The organism is Streptomyces sp. NPDC102514 (assembly GCF_055584525.1).
In genome coordinates, this window is record NZ_JBVJLW010000005.1 from 478,321 (window position 1) to 498,711 (window position 20,391).

Here is a 20,391-nt window from a genome sequence, read left to right on the forward strand (position 1 = left end):
CATCGGGTCGCTCAACCACCGGGCAGCGGTTGGAGGAGTTCCGGGCGGGCCAGCATCCGGCGGGACGTGCGGCCTCCGCCGAGGGCGGCGCGGGCGACGATCCAGCCGGCGAGCGCGTGCGGGTCCGCCGGGTCGGCGGTCAGGACATCCCCGTACCGGGTGAGCGCGGCCCCCGGATCACCGGCGGCGAGATACTCGTCGGCGGTGCGCGGGACCGCGGGCGGCACGGCGAAGGCGTAGGTGCGGTTGTCGGGCCAGGACGTCCGGTCGGTACGGAGTACGAGCACGCCCGGTGAGGCCGACGACACGGGCCGGGGCAGCACGTTGCGCAGTCGCCATTCGGTGCGGTGCAGGGCCGCTGCCGTGCGGGCCCGGGCGATAGCGGTCGCCGGGACGGGCTCACGCAGCCAGCCGTCGAGCGTTCGGGCGAGCCCCGCCGCGAAGGCCCTGCCCTGGACGGTCAGCCGGCCGCTCGTCAGCAGGGTGCGCACGACGAGACGGCTCTGTGTCCGGCGCAGCGCGAAGTGATAGCCGGCCACCTCCGCCTCCTCGGGTCGCCGGGCCCCGGCGAGGCGGTCACGCCAGAAGCCCGCGACGCCGGTGAACGCGTACGCGCCGTGGAGCAGGCCGGTGAGGTGCCGGGGGTCGCCGCGCCACGGAGCGTAGTAGCGCTCCTCGCGGTCGTCGTCGAGCAGCGGGAACAGATGGAGCAGGGCGGCCAGTTTGCTGTGCTGGAACTCGTGCACCAGCGTTTCGGCGAGCGCGAGGGCACCGGCGGGCCGGGCGATGACCATGGCGGCGTAGGAGTCGCCGCTGGAGGCGGAGAGCCGCACGGTGGGCGGGGCCTCGGGCAGTGCGGTGGTGCGGCCCCATGGCACCACGGTGCGGATGTCGGCGGCGTCCAGGCGACCGGGCCCGTTCGTACCGCCGGCGGAAACGATCAGAGCGGCCTCCTCGAACAGCCGCTGCCATGCGGTCGCTTCCCCGGCGTGGAGCCGGGCGGGCGCGAGGGGGTCGTCGAGGTCGCGGTAGGGGTCGAGGTCGTCCAGGGTGACGGAGGCTGTTCCCGACGGCCGCGGGAGCGTGAGGACGCGCAGCGGCGTCCAGTGCGGGTCGATGTCGGGTACGGCCCCCGCAGTGCCCACGAGTACGGCGGTGGGACGGCGGAGGACGACAGGCGGACTGTCCGCCACCTCCGACGTGAGCGTCAGCTCGCCGCCGCGCACGGTCGCCCGGCCGACCGACGGCCCGCGTGGTGCGCCGGGCAGCCGCGCCAGGCCCAGGGAGGGAAGGACGAGGGCGCCGTCGAGGAGCGGCACCTTCAGGTCGGCGTCCGTGCCGGCCCGCAGGGCCGCCGCCACGGCCAGCGCGCAGAGGTGGCCCGCCTCGGCCCACAGCGGCGGACCGCCCGCAGCGCTGCCGTGCAGACGACGCAGTACGTGGCCGAGCCAGCCGCCGGTCTGCGGGGCGAGAAGCAGCCGGTCGACGGCTCCGGGGGCCCGGTCCGCAGCGGCCTTGACGGTTCGCCACGCGTCGGCGGGAGTGTCGAGCGGTGTGGGCAGCGCGCCGAGACGGACGAGCAGGGTGCGCAGGAGCAGCAGTCTGCGCGCGCGTTCACTGCGCGCCAGAAAGGTCAGGGCGTCGGCCGAACTCCCGCCGGCGGCGAGCTCGTCGAAGAGCTGCCCCGGCATGCGAAGCGGTGAGTCGGACTGCTTGCTGGTCATTCCCGGGGCCTCCGGTCGGGCGGACGGACGCGCGTCGGGCGCAGGGACCGTCACTCCGCTCTGCCCCCCGGTTCACCTCCGCCCTTTACGCCGCCCCGGGCACGCAGGACCTCGGCGAGCACACGGGAATCGTCGCTGAGCGGAGGGAGACCGTCGAGGGCGGCCAGTGACAGCGTCGCGAGGTCGGGCAGCTCGGACTCCCAGTCGTGGGCACCGTCTGCCGTGACGACCGGCTCGCGGGCGGCGGCTTGAGCGTCGTGCAGAGCATGCGACTGGTCCAAGGCGCATCCCTTTCTCAGGCAGTGGCACTCGATGCCCCGCATACTGTCCATCATGACGAACACAGCCCTTGTCGGAAAGCCGTACGATCACGCCACCTGATCAGCCCGGACGACGCCGTTGGGCATGGTATGTCGCGAATTCCCGCAGGGCGTCGGCGAGTTCCGTTCTTCTGCCGGTGTCGTCGTCGACGGACACCACGACGTCGAACAGCTCCCACAGGTCCTCGGGACGGCGACGGCCGAGCGAGTTGAGGATGCCGGTGACATCGGTGCGCGCCTTGCTGTGACGGGGCAGCGTCGCATGGATCCGCGGGCCCAACGCGGCTACGACGGCCTGCCGTTCGACGGGATCCGCCGTCCAGTCGTAGGCCATGACCGCCTCCACCGCCCGGAGCAGCGGAGACGGGCCACGCTCCTGCGCCGGCGGCAGCGTCTCGGTCCGCTGCGGACTCCACAGCCGGATCTCGGGATGCTGCAGCGTCCGGCCCGCCTCGCGCAGCGCCGCCACCCGGACCCGTACGGCGGAAAAGACTTCCTCCGGATCGGGCAGGGCGGGCAGCACCTCGGCCCGGTCGGTGAGCAGGTCGAGCAGGATCTCGGAGAAGAGGCCGGTGGCACGCACGGGATCGTTGGCCGCGGCCCGGCCGCGCCCCGCGGCCCGCAGCATCGACTGCCTGTGTGCTAGGTTGCGCCGCCCCACCGGGAGGGCGTCGTCGGGCAGCGGGTCCCGGAAGGACAGCGCCTCTTCGAAGGTCTCGCAGGCGTCCACCAGCCACAGTTGCTCGGTCAGCGCGGGAACGGCGTCGCCCGCGTACCGGGCCAGGGCGGTGTCCAGGTCGAGAGCCACCTTGTCCCCGGTGGTCGCGTCGGAACACAGCAGCCGGAGGTGGTCCGCTCGGTCGAGGACCCCGTGGCCGCCCCACCAGACCCACAGCACCTCGCCCTGGGCGGCGGCCAGTTCCCGTACGAGCGCGCGCCGCAGGGTCGCGTGGTCGGCGGGCCGGTAGGGGATGTCGGGGGTGAACGGGGGCAAGGGGGCGAGGTGCAGGCGCAGTTGGGAGTCCGGCACTCCGGCGAGGCTCAGCAGTCGGTGGAACGCGAGGGCGTCCCTGGCGGGTCCGGGCAGGTCCCACGCACTGCCCGCGTCGTACTGCTCGATGCCGACGATCAGGGCGTGCACCCGGCGCGGGTCCTGCCCCTTCCCTGCCGGTTCGGGGCCGGTCACGGCAGCCGGTCCGCGATGTGCCGGTACACGTCGGGATGGGTCCAGTAGGCACTGTGCGACGCGGGAAACGGCTGACGGCTGTCGACGGCGATGTCGGTGACCCGCTCGCCGAAGAGACCGGAGCCCAGGTAACTGAGCAGGTCGCGGCGGTCGTACAGATTCAGCCAGAGCGGGACGTGCGACGGCAGGGGCGCGGGATGCGTGAGGGAGGGCAGGGCGCCCAGCTCGTAGAGGAACGGGGCCTGCGAGCCCGCGGTGACCAGCAGGCGGACCTGTGGGAGGGGCGCGGTGACCAGCGTGTCCAGGGCGATGATCCCGCCGAGGCTGTGACCGACAAGGGTGACGGGCGGTTCGAGGCCCGCGACCAGTTCACGCAGGTCCGCCCGGACCGCCTCGCCCCTGCTGAGGTACCGCAGGACGTCCCCGGCCGCGGGGTGGGCGGCTTCCGTCAGAGCCCGCCGTCGGCGTACGACGGCTCGGGAGGCGCCGCGGCCCACTAGTCGTAACAGCCTTCCTCCCAGGCCTCGTTCCGCGCCTCTGGGCGGTGCGCCGAGCGCCTGGGCGACGCGGTCCACCACGTCGTCCCTGGTGTCACCGGTCGGGATGAGCGGATCGTCGGCCTCCAGCGCGTCGGCGACGACCCGGGCGACGAGCCGGCGAGCCGCGAGGGCCGCGAGTTCGTCGGGAGGCAGCGCGGCGGCCGCGGGACCCAGCAGGGGATGGGCGGCCAGCTCCGACGCGGCATCCGCCAGCCCGGGGCCGAGTTCGGTGGCGGGGCCGTCCCCCTGCGCGGCCAGCTTCTCCAGGAGCGCCTGCATCTGCTGTTCCGGCGGTACGGAGCCCGGCGGGCGTTCGGTGGCCGATGCCGTCTCCGCCGCCGCCAGGGCGAGTTCGGCGTCGGGGTCGGTGTACAGCACCGCCCAGGCGGACGTCTCGTCGTCCGGGTCCGACCCGCCCGGAACGTCACCGAGGCCACGCCCGGCGCCCGCCTCCGGCGGCAGGCTCAACCCACCGCCGGCCAGCGTGGCACCGTGCTGACCACCCCAGTAGTACGGCACGACACGAAGTCCGTCCCGCAGAGCCCCGAGCCCCGCGGCCACCCGCCCTGCCAGGGCCGAGAACCCCGGCTCGCGCACCCCGGTCCCATGAATGAACACGACCGTCGCCATGTGTCCCCCGTGACACCCCTCAAGGTTCCCGTACGGCTTCGTTCACGTGACCGGCACCGCGTCCCGTCCCGGACGGCACGGCGTGCCGAACCGCCCGGGACGCCGTGTCACAGCGGCATCGGCGCGATGTCGCACTCGATCCGACGGCGCAGACGGACTGCGACGAGCCACGGATGGTCCTCCCGGACCACTCGCCCGAAGCCCTGTACCGCTCGCCGCTCCATCTCGTCCGCCTCCGGCACTCGTCCCAGCCCCCTCAGGTCGAGTGCCAGGTTCGAGGCACAGGCAAGAGTGAGCGGGTGTTCCGCTCCCGCCACCTCGGTCAGCAGCGGCAGATTGGCCTCGTCGATCGCGCGGGCCCGCTCGAATTCCAGCTGCTGGTATGCCGTGTTCGCCTGACCGATGCCGAGCGTCAGTGTCGTCACATGGCGGGCTCCGAGTGTCCGCGCGAGCCGGGTGGCGGCGTCGGCCTCGTACTTGTGCGCGAGGGCGAGATCCCCGAGACCGCGCAGTGTGGCGGCGAGGTTGGCCTGCAGAAGCAGCGTGTAGGCGTGGTCGGAGCCGAAGCGCTTCGTGCAGCCGGCCAGCGTCGACTCGCCCAGCGCCCGCGAACCGTCCAGGTCGCCGGCGAGACGCCGGTCGACACTGACGTTGATCGCCATCGCGAGGGACTCGGGGTGGCTGCTCCCGTACCCGGCCACGAAAGCGTGCAGGGTCTCGTCGGAGAGCTTGGCGGCATCGGCGATCGCACCGTCACGACGTCGGCAGACCGCCAGGTGACCGGCGATGCGCAGCGTGAGGGGGTTGTCGTCACCGAGGGCGGCGCGCGCCTGGCGGTGCACGTCCTCCTGGAACACGCGGGCGCCGGGGTAGTCCCCGCTCTCGCGGATGTCGAGCGCCAGGCCGTTGAGCGTGTTCAACGTGAGAGAGCTGGCGGGGCCGAGCATCTCCTCGCGCAGCCGCGCCGTCTCCTGGTCCATGGGCAGCGCCTCGCGGAACTGGCCGCACAGCCGGAGGTCCACGCCCCAGCTGTGCGCGGCCCGCAGCGCGATCTCGTCGTCCAGCCCCAACTGGGCACGCGCACGTTCGGTGGCCTCCTGGCCGAGGTCCCGGGCCTCCTCGAACCTGCCCTGGTAGCGTCGCGCGTCGGCCAGCTCGATCATGGAGTCGATGAGGTCCTCCTCCTCGACCACCCCTCGGCGCGAGAGCTCCAGCGCCTTCTCGTTGAGCCGGGTGGACTCGTCCGCCTCACCGACGATACGCAGCAGGAACGCCAGGATCTTCGAGATCCGGATGACGTGGATGTCCTCCTCGCCGGAGGCGTCGAGCCACGCGGTGTGGGCCTGCCTCGCGAGGGCGGCGGCACCTTCGTGGTCACCCCAGAAGTAGAGGAACAGCGCGGTGTCGTAGACCAGTTCACGAACATCCGTGTCCGTGTTCGTCACAGCCTGAGAGCTCAGCACGTGCGGCAGCAGCGCCTGATAGGCGGGCCATTCCTGCGACGATGCGTAGTGGCCGGGTTTGGCCGCCGACAGAAGCTGGTGGGCCGCGTTTTGCATACGCTCACGTTCCTCGGGCCCCTGCTTGGCGAGGAGCACATTTTGCAGCAGACGGTGCATCTGCAGTGTGTTGGCTCGGAGGTCCAGTTTTACCAAGGAGAACTGGGTCAGGGCGCGAATGGCCCGGCCGCGTTTGATGGCCTCGCCGAGAATGGGGTCGACGTGGGGTGAGATGTCGATTCCGCGGCTCCTGCGCAGCAGCGAGAGCGGAATGGGCTCGGGGGCCATACAGGCCCAGATGTCCAGGAGTTCTCGCGCTCCGGGGCTGTTCTCCTTGATCCGCTCCAGCGAGATGTCCCACGCCGCGGCGACGGAGACCGGGTAGTCGGGGGCCGGGTCCAGGTGGAGGATCTCCGGACTGCGCCGGTCCAGCAGATCGATGTAGTCCTCGACGAGCATCCCCGTGACCGCGCGCCAGGCTCCCGCCTGCTCCACGGCGAGCGGCAGGTCTCCCAGGGCCTCGGCTAGCAGGTCGGCGTCCTCCACGGAGAGGTCCGGGGAACGCTTCTGAAGAAGCTCGACCGATTCCTGCCTCTCGAACACATTTACCTGAAGAGGCGCCGCCACCCTTTCCCATTCGGGGTTCCGTGACGTGACAATGATCTTCCCGGGGCCGTTCCCGGGGAAAAAGCGGCGGACCAGTTCGATATTCTCGGCGTTGTCGAAAATCAACAGCCATTTGTCGTACGGCGATCCCGTGCGCAGCGCTTCGAGGACAGCGGGTACGGCCGTGTTGGCGGCCGGGGCGTTGCTTCCGTCCTGCCCCGCGGGGGTCACCCGCAGACGGACGGCCAGACCCGCGAGTGCCGTCAGGATCAGGCTCTCCCGCTCGGCCGGGATCCAGCAGATCACGTTGTATTCCCGCTGGTGACGGTAGACGTACTCAAGCGCGAGCTGCGACTTCCCCACCCCGCCCAGGCCGTGCAGCGCGTGCGGCAGCACAGCCGCGGTGTCCTGGGTGTCCAGCCGCCTCTCCACCGCCTGAAGGAGCTCCGTCCGGCCCACGAACGAGGTGTTCCGCAGCGGAACGTTCACCATGAGAGCCGGTGTTCCGATCACCGGTGTTCCGGTCGCCGGCGTTCCGGCCGTGCTGCTCGTCATGGGGGGCTCAGCCTCCGGGGACTCGGGTAGGGATGTTTCGGTAACCGGGCTCGCCACAAGCTCTCCAGGTGGATCAGGATCAGGGACTCTCGACTCGGGTTTCTCACTGCCCGATCCCGCACCGGACGAAGCACCAGCAACAGGAGGTTTCGCTACAGCAGCCGCGAATCGTCGCATCTGCGGTGCAATGCGTTGTGCACGTTCGGAGTAACGAGGACCGGACAGGGCACGCAGGGCGGCCAACTGGGCCAGCACCCAGGCCCGCTCCGTCGGATCGGGCAGCGCGGCGCCCTCCGGATCACGCAGTGCGTCGCGCAGCGCGACGCCTTGCTCGCCGGCCGCCGGTAAGCCGCTCAGCGCGTCGACCGTCAGGTGGAGATCGGTTCGGGTCACGGTCGCCAGGAGCTCTTCTCTGATCCCCTCCGCGAACTCCGGCTGCCTGTCACCGGCCCCGTTCCAGTCGATCAGACCGCCCATCAGGATCTCGGCGAGATCGTCGACGCCGGTGGTCGGCGTGACACGTTTGCGGTACTGGTCGACCAGCTCCAGGTCGAAGGGCATGGCGGCCATGTGCGATGCCATCCGGCGCGCCGCCGGAGACGCGAGACCGAAGAAGCGGCGCACCGCGTCCGGCGCGGCGCCGAAGTGTCGCGGGGCGTCCAGTCCCGGTGCGGGCGCCCCCTTCGTGAGGGTGCCGGCCAGGACCACGGGCAGCTCACGGGACACCCCGTGCATTCCCGTGACGAGATCGGCCCAGGCGGCGATCGACGCGGGTTTGCGGGACAGCACGGGTACGGGAACGGCCCCGTCGCCCCTCTCCGGCAGTGGACGCATCGGGTCGGGGCCGAGAGCGGGCGGCCGGTACTCCAGGCTCTCGTTGGTCGCGCCGAATCCCCCGGCGGCAAGCAGCGCCTGATGGGGGTCGAGCGAGGAGCGGTGGCGCAGGTGAGGCGGCAGCAGGTGGACGAGCGCGGTGGGGCCCGCCCGGCCCAGCCGGCTGAGCAGCGCGTCGGCCGCGGACCCCGCCCAGCCGTGTGCCAGACCGTCGGTGACGACGAGGAAGACGCGATCGCCGCTTCCGTCGAGCAGTTCGGCGGGGTCGGCCGGAGCCTGGTCCGTGCCGCGGCGCACGGTCGGCGTTCCGGCGCGCGGGACCGCGACCCGGACGACGCGCACGGCGCGGAAGGCCCCGCTCTCCTCGGCCGCCTGCGCCAGCCGAGTGGTCCAGTCGCTCCAGATCCGCATGGTGGGCGCGTCGTCGATCAGCAGAACGAGGTCGAAGGAGGAGGTCAGGGCCGGTCGCAGGAAGGGCAGCCACAGCCCGTCGACGATTCCTCGCTCAGCGGTGGTCTCCTCGTCCAGCTCTTTGGTGAGCCGGGACGGTACCCGGCGGCCGAGCCCGTGCAAGGCGCGCGCGAGTCGGGCCGTCTCCCTGCCCGGTCCAGGCCCTGTGGACGACGCCTCGACGTCGGGCAGCAGGGGCCCGCCGACGCGCAGGACCTCGAACCCCTCGGGATCGGATAAGAGCTGAGGCCGCGTCACCGCGTCCCCGAATGCACCGCCCGGCAACGAAACGGGCCGGAGCGACGGGTCACCGGAGCGGTCCCCGTCACCGGAAGCGACCTCGGGAGGCTGCTGTACGAGGTCGGTGGCCGACGGGCCGCCGTGCGGAAGCCGAACAGTGGTGCCGACCGGACCCCGTGCGGCAGGATCACCGCTACCGGCACCGTCGCCCGTGTCGGGACCGTGCCGCGCGTGGCGTTCCCAGTGGGCCGCGAGCCATACGGCGTCGGCCAGCTCTTTCCAGTGCGGTGCAGGGTCCGCGTCGGCTTCGGGCAACGCTGAGAGGGACGACGCCCCGGTGATGGGGGGCCCGTCGCCGTGCCCGGATGAGCGCTGCCAGTGAACGCCGGTCAATTCAGCGGCCCTTCGCGAGATCGCGGAGGAGCATTTCAACGAGCTTACGCCCGGCACTGTCGACCTGGGAACCACTCAGAGTAGTCAACTGCACCGCGTTCAGCAACTGATCGAGAGAATGCGTACCTCCACCCCCCACCCGGTGCAGGTACTCGTCGACCAGGGACTCCGCACCCTCCGGAAGCTCCCGCAGATGACTCACCACGATGGCCAGAAGCTGCTCCCGCGTGGGCGACTGCAGTTCCAGCGGGAGACAGCGCCTGCGGAACGCCGCCGGGAACTCCCTCTCCCCGTTACTGGTGATCACGACGACCGGAAACTCCCGGCACTCGATCCTGCCGTCACGCACCACGGCATGTCCGCCCGGGTCACTGGTGTGCACGACGGCCGACTCGGCGGCGTCGCGCACCAGCTCCGGGATCTCATAGCTTCCGTTCTCCAACACGTGCAGCAGGTCGTTGGGCAGGTCGATATCGCTTTTGTCCAGCTCGTCCACGAGCAGGACACGGGGACGATCGTAGGGCAGCAGAGCCGTTCCCAGGGCGCCCAGGGTAATGAACTCCCCGAGCTTTGGTGCCTGTTGACGGTTTCCCGAGGTCGCGCGCCCCCTCCCGGCGGCAGTCCCGTGAACCGTGTCGTCGGCACCGTCGTCGAACTCCGCCGCATCCTCACCGCGAAGTCCCGCCCGCCACGCAGCGATCGCCTGTGCGCGTCCGAGGGCGTCGTACGTGTGCAGGCCGTCGCGCAGGGTGGTGCGGCTGACGATGCCCCATTCGAGGACCCGCCCCAGACCGAGTTCCCGCCCGATGAGATAGGCGAGGGTGGACTTTCCGATGCCGGGAGGGCCGGTGACCAGCAGTGGCCGGCGCAGCACCAGTGCCGCGTTGACGATGTCGGTCTCCTTGGCGCCGAGTTGTTGGATCACGCCGCTGGTCCCCAGCCTCCGCAGGGCGGCCTCCGTGTCGTCCGGCGGAGCCGGCTGGGGCGGACCGCCACGGAACCGCCGCCACGGCGGAGGCTCGGGCAGCCGGGAAGGGGACGCGTCAGGGGCACGTCCGGTGGCGTGAAAGACGCGCCAGTCACTGGGGGCCGTCTGCTCCAGTTCGGTCATGTCGGTGCCTCCTTGCCGGCGGGAAGGTCTAGGTCATCGTGGAAGTCGACGCGACGATTCGGGTCGTCCCAGAAGAAGGCGACGTGACGCCCCAGCAGAAGGAGCCGGCTGTCGTTGAGCGCGGCCTTGAGGCGAAGACGGTGGATGGCCAGGGGAATCTGCGTGGGCGTCGGCACTGACGCGAACACGGCAGTCAGCACTTCCCGCCGCTCCTCAAGGAAAACACCCCGGCGATCCCACAGAGCAAGCCCGATCCCCTCGGCGATGGCAGCCTTGAGTGCGGCCAGAGGCGAAGCGGAGCCGGGAGCGTCCATGACCACCGCCGTGTGACCGCTCTCCCCGGCCAGCACGGTTCCCCACTCGTCCAGCCGCCTGACATCGGACTCGCTCCAGCCGTGCACCACGACCCCGCGCTCACCGAGGCCGCGCCAGCGCTCCTGCCACTGCTGCCGGACCCGTACATCGGTGGTACGCATCCGCTCCAGGCTGCGTAGATGGACCGGGTGCTTCAGCGCGAGCGGTTGCGGTACCGCGTCGCCGATCCGGAGCATCAACCCGGCCACATCGTGGTTGAGGAGGTCATACGGAAGGACGAACTCCACGTACGGCGGTATCCGTTCGCGTCCACCCGAGGACGCGTCGTGGTCGGTCGTCCACAGACGGGCTCCCTGGCACAGAGCCCGCTCGACGGCCGGCCCGAGGGCGTCGAGCCGGGTGGTCCCGGGTTCGCCGGGCTGCGGATTCCACCGGCCGCGGGTCGTGTTGAGCCAGGAACGGACCATGACCTCATCCGATCCGTCCCGCGCGGGCTCCACGGACACGACCAGGCAGCGGGGGATCTCCGGGTCGTACGCGGCGGCGGCACGCCGTACCCGGCGCCGCTCCAGCTCTTCGGACAGGTCCGCCTCCTGCGCCCACTCCTTGGCCCAGCCGGCCAGGGCGGTCCGGTGATCGGACGTCTCGGTGAGTGCGGCCGCCAGGTCCATGAGCAGGACGGCGGGCGGAAGGCCGTCCGACTGGACGTTCAACTCAACGGTGAAGGTGAAGAGTTGACCGACGGAAAGCCCCATCGGCAGGTCGAGGCCGTTCAGCTCCAGGACCAGTTCGTCCCGTAATCGTATGGATGGCACTGCGCCCTTTGCCGCGTCCAGGCGGCTGCGCGCGGCGCGCTGGTCCTCCCTGGACAGCGGGCCGGAGGGCATCGCATCCGGCACCGAGCGGACCACCGGGGAGAAAAGCCGCTCCAACTCGGTGGCCGCCATGGGACCTTCGTAAACCCGCACCACCAACAGGAGTACGCGTTCACCGCCTGTCACGCTCAATGCGACGCGGGCGAAGAGGGCTGCGTCGTCGCGGAGCTTGATGCCCCGCGCCTCGACGGGTCTGCCCAGATGTTCTCCGAGCACCTGGCCGAACTGCATGCGGGTCTGTCCGTCGTCCAGGCAGCTCAGTTCGCACAGAGCTTCCGTCAGCTCGGCCAGCAGCTCAAGTCCCCGCACACGGCCGGGATCGCTCCCGGGCTCGCCGAATCCCGCGCCTGTCCCCACCGACTGTCCCCCATGAGTCGGTACACCTGCTGGATCGACCTGCGAAGATAGCATGGCAACTCACGGTTAACCAGGTGCCCTTGAGGGCGCGTGCAGCGGTTGCGGCGCGACTGGTCCGCCGCGCCGCCTGCCTGTCGGCATCGGATGCCTACAACCGAGGATCCACCGGCTCCGACTCCAGCGCCAGCACCCCGAACACCGCCTCATGCACCCGCCACAGCGGCTCCCCGTCGGCGAGCCGGTCCAGCGCCTCCAGGCCCAGGGCGTACTCCCGGAGCGCGAGGGAGCGCTTGTGGTTGAGGGAGCGGCCTCGCAGGCGGTCGAGGTTCTCGGGGCGGGTGTACTCCGGCCCGTAGATGATCCGCAGGTACTCCCGGCCCCGGCACTTGATGCCCGGCTGGACCAGTCGGCCCTTGGCCGTGCGGGCCACCGCCCGGACGGGTTTGACGACCATGCCCTCGCCGCCGCGGCCGGTCATCTCCAGCCACCAGTCGATCCCGGCCTGGACCGACGCCGGGTCGGCCGTGTCGACGAAGAGGCGGCGGGTGGTGCTCAGCAGCCCGGACGGGTCGGCCGTCACCAGCCGGTCGATCAGGGCCAGCTGTTCGTCGTGCGGTACGGCCGCCAGGCTCCGGCCCTGGGTGGCGAGGAGCTGGAAGGGGGCGAGCCGCACTCCTTCCAGACCGGACGTGGGCCAGCAGTACCGCCGGTACGCGTCGGTGAAGGCAGCCGCGTCGACGGCCCGTTCCCGCTGCTTGGTGAGCAGGTCGCCCACCTCGACGCCCCGCGCGGCGGCCCTCTCCAGCGCGGCCACCGCACCCGGGAACACCGCCCCGGCTGCGGCGCCCACTGCGGCGTACTGCGAGCGCAGCAGGCCGGAGGCCTTGAGCGACCAGGGCAGCAGTTCGGCGTCGAGCAGCAGCCAGTCCGTCTCCAGTTCCTCCCACAGACCGGCCTCCGTGGCCGCGTCCCGCACCCGGCCGAGGATCTCCTCGGTGAGGGAGGCACCCGCGGCGGATCCATCGGTACCGAAGAACGGGCGGCCCGTACGGGTGTACAGCGCGCCCGTGACCCCGGTCGTCGTCCCGAAGCGTTCGCGCGCGGACTCCGCGGTCCGGCACACCAGCGCCACCGCCCGCGACCCCATGTGCTTCTCCTCGCACACGACCCGCTCGACCCCGTCGGCCCGGTACTGCTCGAAGGCCTCGGCAGGGTGTTCCAGGTAGCCCTCCACACGCGAGGTGGCCGTGGGCGCCATGGTCGGCGGCAGGTACGGCAGCAGGCGGGGGTCCACGGCGAAGCGGCTCATGACCTCCAGGGCCGCGGCGGCGTTCTCCTCGCGCACGGAGACGCGGCCGGCGTGCCGGGTCTCGACGACGCGGCGGCCGTGTACGTCCGCGAGGTCGAGCGGCCGTCCCTCGTGGCCGCCCGGCGCCTCGGAGGTCAGCGGCCTGACCGGCTCGTACCAGACCTTCTCGGCCGGTACGTCGACGAGTTCGCGTTCCGGCCAGCGCAGCGCGGTGAGTTTGCCGCCGAACACGGCTCCGGTGTCGAGGCAGATGGTGTTGTTGAGCCAGGTGGCCTCCGGCACGGGCGTGTGGCCGTAGACGACGGCCGCCCGACCCCGGTAGTCCTCGGCCCACGGATAGCGCACGGGCAGCCCGAACTCGTCGGTCTCGCCGGTGGTTTCGCCGTACAGCGCGTGCGAGCGCACCCGGCCCGACGTACGGCCGTGGTACTTCTCGGGCAGGCCCGCGTGGCAGACGACGAGGCCGCCGCCGTCGAGGACGTAGTGGCTGACCAGTCCGTCCACGAACTCCCGCACCTGCTGCTTGAACTCGTCGCTCTCGTGCTCCATCTGGGCGATGGTCTCGGCGAGGCCGTGGGTGGGCTGGACCTTGCGGCCCTTGAGGTGGCGGCCGTACTTGTTCTCGTGGTTGCCCGGTACGCACAGGGCGTCGCCCGAGCCGACCATGGACATCACCCGGCGCAGGACGCCCGGGGAGTCGGGGCCGCGGTCGACGAGGTCGCCGACGAACACGGCCGTACGCCCCTCGGGGTGCACGCCGTCCGCGTAGCCCAACTTCGTGAGCAGTGACTCCAGTTCGGAGGCGCAGCCGTGGATGTCGCCGATGATGTCGAAGGGGCCGGTGAGGTGGGTCAGGTCGTTGTACCGCTTCTCGGTACGGACCTCGGCGGTCTCGACCTCCTCGACGCCCCGCAGGACGTGCACCTTGCGGAAGCCCTCGCGCTCCAACTGCTTGAGCGAGCGCCGCAGTTCACGGATGTGCCGCTGGATGACGCGACGCGGCATGCCGGCGCGGTCGGTGCGCGCGGCGTTGCGTTCGGCGCACACCTCCTCGGGCACGTCGAGCACGATGGCGATGGGCAGTACGTCGTGCTTCCTGGCCAGTTCGATCAGCTGCCTGCGGCTGTCCGACTGCACGCTGGTCGCGTCCACGACGGTGCGCCGGCCCGCCGCGAGGCGTTTGCCCGCGATGTAGCCGAGGACGTCGAAGGCGTCCTTGCTGGCGCTCTGGTCGTTCTCGTCGTCGGCGACGAGGCCCCGGCAGAAGTCCGACGAGATCACCTCGGTCGGCTTGAAGTGCCGCCGGGCGAAGGTGGACTTGCCCGACCCGGACGCGCCGATCAGCACGACGAGGGAGAGGTCGGTGACGGGCAGGGTACGCACCTCGGTCTCGTTGTCGCTCATGCGGCCTTCTCCTCCTTCGGGTCCTGAACGTGCGTGTCCTGTGCGCGCGTGTCCTGTGCGCGCGTGTCCTGTGCGCGCGTGTCCTGTGCGCGCGTGTCCTGTGCGCGCGTGTCCTGTGCGCGCGTGTCCTGTGCGCGCAGTGCGAAAACAGCCATCTGGGTCGGTGGGCCCACCTCGGGGTCGTCGGGCCCCACCGGTACGAACTCCACGCCGTAGCCGTGCCGTTCGGCCACCTCGCCCGCCCAGGCCCTGAACTCGGTGCGCGTCCACTCGAAGCGGTGGTCGCCGTGCCGGACATGGCCTGCCGGGAGGGTCTCCCAGCGGACGTTGTACTCGACGTTCGGGGTCGTCACGATCACCGTCCTGGGGCGCGCGGAACCGAACACCGCGTACTCCAGGGCGGGCAGCCGCGGCAGGTCGAGGTGTTCGACGACCTCGCTGAGCACCGCCGCGTCGTACCCCTTGAGCCGCTTGTCGGTGTAGGCGAGCGAGCCCTGGACGAGGGTGACGCGCGCGGACTGCCGCTCCCCCATCCGGTCCAGGCCGAGCCGCCGCGCGGCGACGGTGAGCGCCCGCATCGACACGTCGACCCCGACGATCTCGGTGTACCGCGTGTCCTTGAGCAGTTCCTGCACCAACTGGCCCTGTCCGCAGCCGAGATCGAGCACCCTGGCGGCACCGGCCGCCCGCAGCGCGGCGACGATCGCCTCCCGCCGCCGGACCGCGAGCGGTACGGGCGCCTCCTCGGTGTCCGTCCGTTCGTCGACGGCGTTGTCGATCTCCTCGACCGCGCTGTCGTCCGTCTCCGCGAGCCGTACGAGTTCCAGCCGCTCCATGGCCTGCCGGGTGAGCGTCGAACGGCGCGCCAGATAGCGGCTGGTGATCAGCTCCTGCTCCGGGTGGTCCGACAGCCAGCCCTCCCCGGCCCGCAGCAGCTTGTCCACCTCGTCGGAGGAGACCCAGTAGTGCTTGGCGTCGTCGAGCACCGGCAGCAGGACGTACAGGTGCCGCAACGCGTCGGCGAGACGCTGTTCCCCTTCGAGTACGAGGCTCACGTACCGCGAGTCGCCCCACTCGGGGAACTCCGTTTCCAGCGCCACCGGTTCCGCGCTCACCGTCCACCCGAGCGGCTCGAACAGCGCGCGTACGAGACCGGGGCCGCCGCTCGCCGGCAGTGCGGGCACCTCGATGCGCAGGGGCAGCGGGCGCGCGGGCAGCTCCGGCCTCGCCGGGCAGCTGCCCTTCATCGCGCTGGTGAACACGCTGCTCAGCGCCACGGCGAGGAGCGAGGAGGCGGCGTACGGGCGGTCGTTGACGTACTGCGCGAGAGCAGCGTCCGGCGCTCCGCCGCGGCCCTTGCCCCTGCCGCGCCGGACCAGTGCCACCGCGTCCAGCTCCAGGAGCAGCGCCGCCGTGCAGCGCTCCGGGCTCGCCTCGGGGTAGAAGACGTGCGCCTTGCCGTAGGAGGTGGAGAACTCCTGCGCCTTATCAGGATGCTTGTGCAGGAGATGGCCGAGGTCGGTCGCAGGGCGCTCAGGGGCGCCGGTCGCACTGATCGCAAGGAACACTGGTCTGCCTCGAAACGTCTTCTGAACTGCGGAAACCTGCCGTTTCCGCGCGCCCGCCCAACGTACAGCGAACCCTTCTGCCGCACGCAGGGATTTTCGAGGGCGCGGGGCCGTCGGCGGCCCCGCGCCCCTGCGGGGCACCCGTCGCGCAAACGCTCAGAGCTGGGACTGGACCTGGGAGGAGATGAGGTCCAGGTGGTCCAGGTCGTCGAGGTCGAGGATCTGGAAGTAGATCCGCTGGGAGCCGATCTCCGCGAAACGGCCGATCCTGTCGACGACCTCGGCCGGGGAGCCCGCCAGGCCGTTGGCCTTCAGCTCCTCCACCTCACGGCCGATCGCCGCGGCCCGGCGGGCCACCTCGGCGTCGTCCTTGCCCACACAGGCGACGAGGGCGTTCGAGTAGACGAGGTCGGAGCCCTTGCGGCCGGCCTGCTCCGCGGCGGCCCGCACCCGGCCGAACTGGCGCTCACTGTCCTCGACGGACGCGAAGGGCATGTTGAACTCGTCGGCGTACCGGCCCGCGAGACGCGGCGTACGGGACGCGCCGTGGCCGCCGATGAGCACCGGCACCTTGGACTGCGCGGGCTTGGGCAGCGCGGGCGAGTCGGTGAGCTGGTAGTGGGTGCCGTCGTAGGAGAAGGTCTCGCCGGGCTTGGTCTCCCACAGGCCGGTGACGATCGCCAGCTGCTCCTCCAGGCGGGCGAACTTCTCCTTCGGGAACGGGATGCCGTACGCCTTGTGCTCCTCCTCGAACCAGCCTGCGCCCAGGCCCAGTTCGACCCGGCCGCCGGACATCTGGTCGACCTGGGCGACCTGGATCGCCAGGACGCCGGGCAGGCGGAAGGTACCGGCGGTCATCAGGGTGCCGAGGCGGATCCGCTTGGTCTCGCGGGCGAGTCCGGCGAGGGTGATCCAGGCGTCCGTCGGCCCGGGAAGCCCGTCCACGGACCCCATGCGCAAGTAGTGGTCCGAGCGGAAGAAGGCGTCGAAGCCGAGGTCTTCGGTGGCCTTCGCCACGGCGAGCAGGGTGTCGTAGGTCGCCCCTTGCTGGGGCTCGGTGAAGATTCGAAGATCCATGCCTCCATCCTGCACGGTGGTGCGCCGGTCGGCGCCATCGGTACCGCCGGTCGCCCGCGTCCCCGGTCGGGTGAAATCCGTCGGCCGTGTGCCTTCCAGCCCGTCCGGCGTTTGAGGACACAGTGACGGGAAGGGCAGGGGCGGCGGGGGCGAGGGAAAACGCCCCGCTCACTACCCCGCCGCCGCCCCCTGATCCCGCACCGCAAGTCTTCGCAGCATCTCAAGCACCCGGTCCCGCGACTCGTCCGCCGCGTCGATCGCCTCCATGCACTGCCAGTACGTCCCCTCGTCGGCAGCCCCGCAGGCTATCCCCACCAGCGCGATCCCCACCTCTCCCAGCAACCCGCCGAGTTCGAGAAGCGCCCCTCGCGCATCCCCCAGCTCGGTCAGCTGCGCCGCCCGCAAGAGGCTGACATCGAGGGCCGGAGCGCCCAGCACCCCGCACCCCCGACCGGCCAGTTCCGTCAACCCCAGCGCCTCTCCCCGTAGTTCGGGAGGTCCGGACACCGCCAGCCGACTGCCTATCGCCTGGGCGAGGGCCTGCGCCTGCCAGGCCTCGGCCATCGTCTCGGAGGCGTCGCCGCTCCTCATCAGGGCACACCTGCTCGCACCGATGAGCCGCACCGCATCCATCCGCTGTCCCCGTCTGTCCCGACGCGTTGTGCACACGCCTGCCCGAACTCCGCCTGCCACTACCCAGAGTGAGCTGACTCGGGACGAAAAGCCAGAGGAAGTCTGAAATCTGCGGACACGGAATCGAATATGAGCAGATCAACAACTCCGGAGAGTGACAATCGGAATTGTTGGTCCACTTTTCGGCATACAGGGGGGAAGTTGGCGCAGTTGGTCGAGTTGGCAGAGCCGAGCGGTCGGTGGCAGACGGCAGTCGGCCGACCGGGCCGATCGGAGTGCGTCACTCCGCCACCGGGAATCTCCCCTCGTTCCGGTCGATCTTCGCGTCCAGCGCCGCGAGCACATCGACCCCGAGGACGTCACACAGCTGGAGCAAGTACGCGAGCACGTCCGCGACTTCGTCCCGTACGCGGGGAGCCTTCTTCGGGTCGTCCATCACCCGGGCCGACTCCTCGGGCGTCAACCACTGGAAGATCTCGACGAGTTCGGACGCCTCCACGCTGAGTGCGGCGACGAGGTTCTTGGGCGTGTGGTAGGGCTCCCAGTTCCGCGCCGCGGCGAACGCGGCCAGTCGGCGCTGCAGGGTCGCCACATCAAGTTCGGTCACGGTGCAAGGTCTACCACCGTCACCCCGCCGACCTCAGCCGCCCAGGACGCGTCGCTCACGGCTCCCACCAGCCGGATGTGTCCCCGTTCGCACATCCGGGCCGCCAGCCGTACGAGCCCTTCGCGCTGCCGGGCGTCCAGATCGCGGTCGAACCCGTCGACGAGGACGGTGAGCGTCTGCAGCGCCGCGGGCACCTCGCCCGCCGGGTCGACCTCCAGGACGCCGGGCCCGGTGAGCAGCACCAGGGCCAGCGCGAGGTAGCGCAGTTCCCCGTTCCCCAGGCGGCCGAGCGGTGTCCGCAGTCCGTCGCCCCGGTCGAGCAGCGCCCGGACCGTGCCGCCCGCACCCGTTCCGTCGGCCCCGGGCTCCGCCAGTACGTCGTACACCGGGCCCGCGCACCCCGCCCGCACCGCGTCGACCAGCAGCCCGTGCCGCCGACCGCACTCGGAACGCGTACGCCAGAGCACTTCGGCGAGGTTGCCGCAGCCGCGCAGCAGTCTGCCCGCGCCGAGCGGTGCGTCGGCGCGCATGGCGCGGGGCAGCGGGTCGCACACGAAGACCGACCGCAGCGCGACCACCATCTGCTCGGCTGCGGCGAGGACTTGGCGCTGGCCGTCCGTCCGGCCCGCGACCCGCAGCGGCAGGAGCGCGGTGCCGAGCCGGTCGTCGGGAAGCGGCGCCCTCGTCACGAGGGACGAGCCCGCGGTGTGCCAGGCCGCCTGCACCGCCCGGCGGGCCGGGTCCCGCAGGGCCGACTCCAGCAGGGTGCGCCCTCCGGCGGTCAACCGCTCGCCGACGATACGGAGTCGGGGCTCGGCCTGTACGGCCACATCGAGTCGTACGGGGCCCTCGGGGCCGTCCGCCGTGCAGCCGATACGGAAGCCGCGGCGCCGCTGGGCATCGGGGCGGGCCCGCTCGGGCACGCAGTCGGCCGCGTCCGGGAACACCTCGCCGAGTTCGGCGCCCCCGCCGAGCCGGGCCAGTGCCTCGTACGCCCGCAGGGCACTGGACTTGCCGCTCCCGCTGGGCCCGCACAGCAAAGTGAGCGGCCCGAGCGGAAACCCGGCCCCGCGGTGCACCCCGAACGCGGACAACCGCAACTCGGTGACGCACGGCCGGTCGGGACGAGACGCTTCTGCCGCCTTTACCGCCTCCGCGCGAGGCACCCGAGGCCTGCGCGGTTCTGCGGCTTCGTCGTGGTCGGCCGCGCCGTTCCCCACGCCCCTCACGGGGGACGCCGGCCCACCCAGGAGCGCGGGGAACTGCGCGATCTTTTCGCCTTGACGGGGAACGCGGGGAGACACGGTCATATCCGGACCGTAGGACTCCGCCCGGAGGCGGAACCGTTTCGTCCGCGGACCTTCCTACGATCGGGGTACCCGGTCGCAGAGGTTGCCGGAAGCCCGCGCCGAACACGGCCGCGCCGGGAGCGTCACACGCCGGGAATCCCGGCCCCCTGCATCAGCCCCGCCACCTCGGTACCCGGCGGCGTCAGCAGGAAGACGTTCTTGTCGACCCGGTGCATCCCGCTCGCCAGGCCGAAGACCACACCCGTACTGAAGTCGAGTACACGCTTGGCGACGTCCGTCTCGGCGCTGGTGAGATCCAGAAGAACCGGAATTCCGGCCATCAGGGTCTCCGCGACCTCGCGGGCGTCCGCGAAGATGTTGATGCGCAGCACCACGAAACGGCGCCGCGTCTCGGTCTCCGCGTCCGGCAGCGCCCGATGGCCGACCGCCGACGGCCAGGCATCGCGCCCGCGCAGAGGAACTACCTGGGCGAGCCCTTCCCACTGTTCATCGGTGACGTCGTGGCTGTTCACCGGCTCCCCCCGCCTGTCGTGCCCTGATTGCTGTCCTGATTGCTGTCCTGAGCAGTGCCCGGAATCGTGCTGATTGCCTGCACGGGCCACTGTCAGGCCATTGTTGCGCATGGTCACCTGTTCGGCCGAATGCGACACGGTCCGCAGCCGACCGCCGTAGGCTGCTGAACCCTCGAACCGGCCCTCGAACCGGCCCTCACACCGGTCTTCGCGCTGCCCCGCGCACCCACCCCTCACACCGGGCCGACTGCCGTTGTGTGACGGGCGTAACGCCTCAAGATCACACCATGTGACACAGGCGTAACGGGCAATTCGTACAGTCGGAGCCCCCGAGAAA

14 protein-coding genes and 1 pseudogene are annotated in these 20,391 nt (G+C 71.2%); 1 reads left to right on the top strand and 14 read right to left on the bottom strand.

The genetic code is table 11. The features are described 5' to 3' along the window. Positions 1–11: 11 nt before the first annotated feature. The 8 genes from ACZ60E_RS16440 to ACZ60E_RS16475 form a co-directional block, all read right to left on the bottom strand. On the bottom strand, positions 12–1,724 hold the full coding sequence (locus ACZ60E_RS16440; RefSeq protein WP_469441039.1) for an HEXXH motif domain-containing protein: 1,713 nt from the start codon (positions 1,722–1,724) through the stop codon (positions 12–14). A gap of 50 nt (positions 1,725–1,774) precedes the next feature. Further along, a complete protein-coding gene (locus ACZ60E_RS16445; RefSeq protein ID WP_384798424.1) occupies positions 1,775–2,005 on the bottom strand; it encodes a hypothetical protein in 231 nt (76 codons plus the stop codon). A 100-nt stretch (positions 2,006–2,105) separates the two neighbouring features. Then, positions 2,106–3,230, bottom strand: coding sequence for a caspase family protein (locus ACZ60E_RS16450; RefSeq protein WP_469441042.1), 1,125 nt, complete (start codon positions 3,228–3,230; stop codon positions 2,106–2,108). Next, the gene (locus ACZ60E_RS16455; RefSeq protein ID WP_469441044.1) at positions 3,227–4,399 is read right to left on the bottom strand and encodes a hypothetical protein; all 1,173 of its coding nucleotides are present in this window, start codon (positions 4,397–4,399) and stop codon (positions 3,227–3,229) included. The genes ACZ60E_RS16450 and ACZ60E_RS16455 overlap by 4 nt, the downstream gene beginning before the upstream one ends. A 107-nt stretch (positions 4,400–4,506) precedes the next feature. Then, positions 4,507–9,033, bottom strand: a complete 4,527-nt coding sequence (gene fxsT, locus ACZ60E_RS16460) for an FxSxx-COOH system tetratricopeptide repeat protein (RefSeq protein ID WP_469441046.1) — start codon at positions 9,031–9,033, stop codon at positions 4,507–4,509. Next, complete coding sequence (locus ACZ60E_RS16465; protein ID WP_469441048.1) at positions 8,978–10,087, bottom strand: AAA family ATPase; 1,110 nt, start codon at positions 10,085–10,087, stop codon at positions 8,978–8,980. The genes fxsT and ACZ60E_RS16465 overlap by 56 nt, the downstream gene beginning before the upstream one ends. Continuing rightward, positions 10,084–11,586: a VMAP-C domain-containing protein gene (locus ACZ60E_RS16470; protein ID WP_469441051.1), complete on the bottom strand. Its 1,503-nt coding sequence runs from the start codon at positions 11,584–11,586 to the stop codon at positions 10,084–10,086. Before ACZ60E_RS16470 ends, ACZ60E_RS16465 begins: the two co-directional genes overlap by 4 nt. 196 nt (positions 11,587–11,782) lie before the next feature. Further along, positions 11,783–14,347 carry a polynucleotide kinase-phosphatase gene (locus tag ACZ60E_RS16475; RefSeq protein WP_469441055.1) on the bottom strand — a complete coding sequence of 855 codons (2,565 nt, stop codon included), beginning with the start codon at positions 14,345–14,347 and terminating at the stop codon, positions 11,783–11,785. Between ACZ60E_RS16475 and ACZ60E_RS16480 the strand changes: the two genes are divergently transcribed. Continuing rightward, entirely contained in the window at positions 14,346–14,600 is a 255-nt protein-coding gene (locus ACZ60E_RS16480; RefSeq protein ID WP_469441216.1) for a hypothetical protein, read from the top strand. The two genes, ACZ60E_RS16475 and ACZ60E_RS16480, sit on opposite strands and share 2 nt — an antisense overlap. On the opposite strand, the pseudogene ACZ60E_RS16485 reads toward ACZ60E_RS16480, so the two are convergent. The 6 genes and pseudogenes from ACZ60E_RS16485 to ACZ60E_RS16510 all read right to left on the bottom strand — a co-directional run. After that, positions 14,484–15,915 (bottom strand): annotated as a pseudogene (locus ACZ60E_RS16485) (3' terminal RNA ribose 2'-O-methyltransferase Hen1); the annotation flags it as partial. The gene ACZ60E_RS16480 and the pseudogene ACZ60E_RS16485 overlap by 117 nt on opposite strands. 156 nt (positions 15,916–16,071) lie before the next feature. Then, positions 16,072–16,992, bottom strand: a complete 921-nt coding sequence (locus ACZ60E_RS16490; RefSeq protein WP_384798447.1) for an LLM class F420-dependent oxidoreductase — start codon at positions 16,990–16,992, stop codon at positions 16,072–16,074. 171 nt (positions 16,993–17,163) lie between these two features. Continuing rightward, complete coding sequence (locus ACZ60E_RS16495; protein ID WP_384798450.1) at positions 17,164–17,625, bottom strand: DUF6099 family protein; 462 nt, start codon at positions 17,623–17,625, stop codon at positions 17,164–17,166. 280 nt (positions 17,626–17,905) lie between these two features. Then, positions 17,906–18,232 carry a nucleotide pyrophosphohydrolase gene (locus ACZ60E_RS16500; protein ID WP_385830917.1) on the bottom strand — a complete coding sequence of 109 codons (327 nt, stop codon included), beginning with the start codon at positions 18,230–18,232 and terminating at the stop codon, positions 17,906–17,908. Then, a complete protein-coding gene (locus tag ACZ60E_RS16505; RefSeq protein WP_469441058.1) occupies positions 18,229–19,542 on the bottom strand; it encodes an AAA family ATPase in 1,314 nt (437 codons plus the stop codon). The genes ACZ60E_RS16500 and ACZ60E_RS16505 overlap by 4 nt, the downstream gene beginning before the upstream one ends. A 122-nt stretch (positions 19,543–19,664) precedes the next feature. Continuing rightward, positions 19,665–20,054 (bottom strand): cell division protein SepF, encoded by a 390-nt coding sequence (locus tag ACZ60E_RS16510; RefSeq protein ID WP_328493403.1) that lies wholly within the window; start codon positions 20,052–20,054, stop codon positions 19,665–19,667. Between the last annotated feature and the right edge of the window lie 337 nt (positions 20,055–20,391).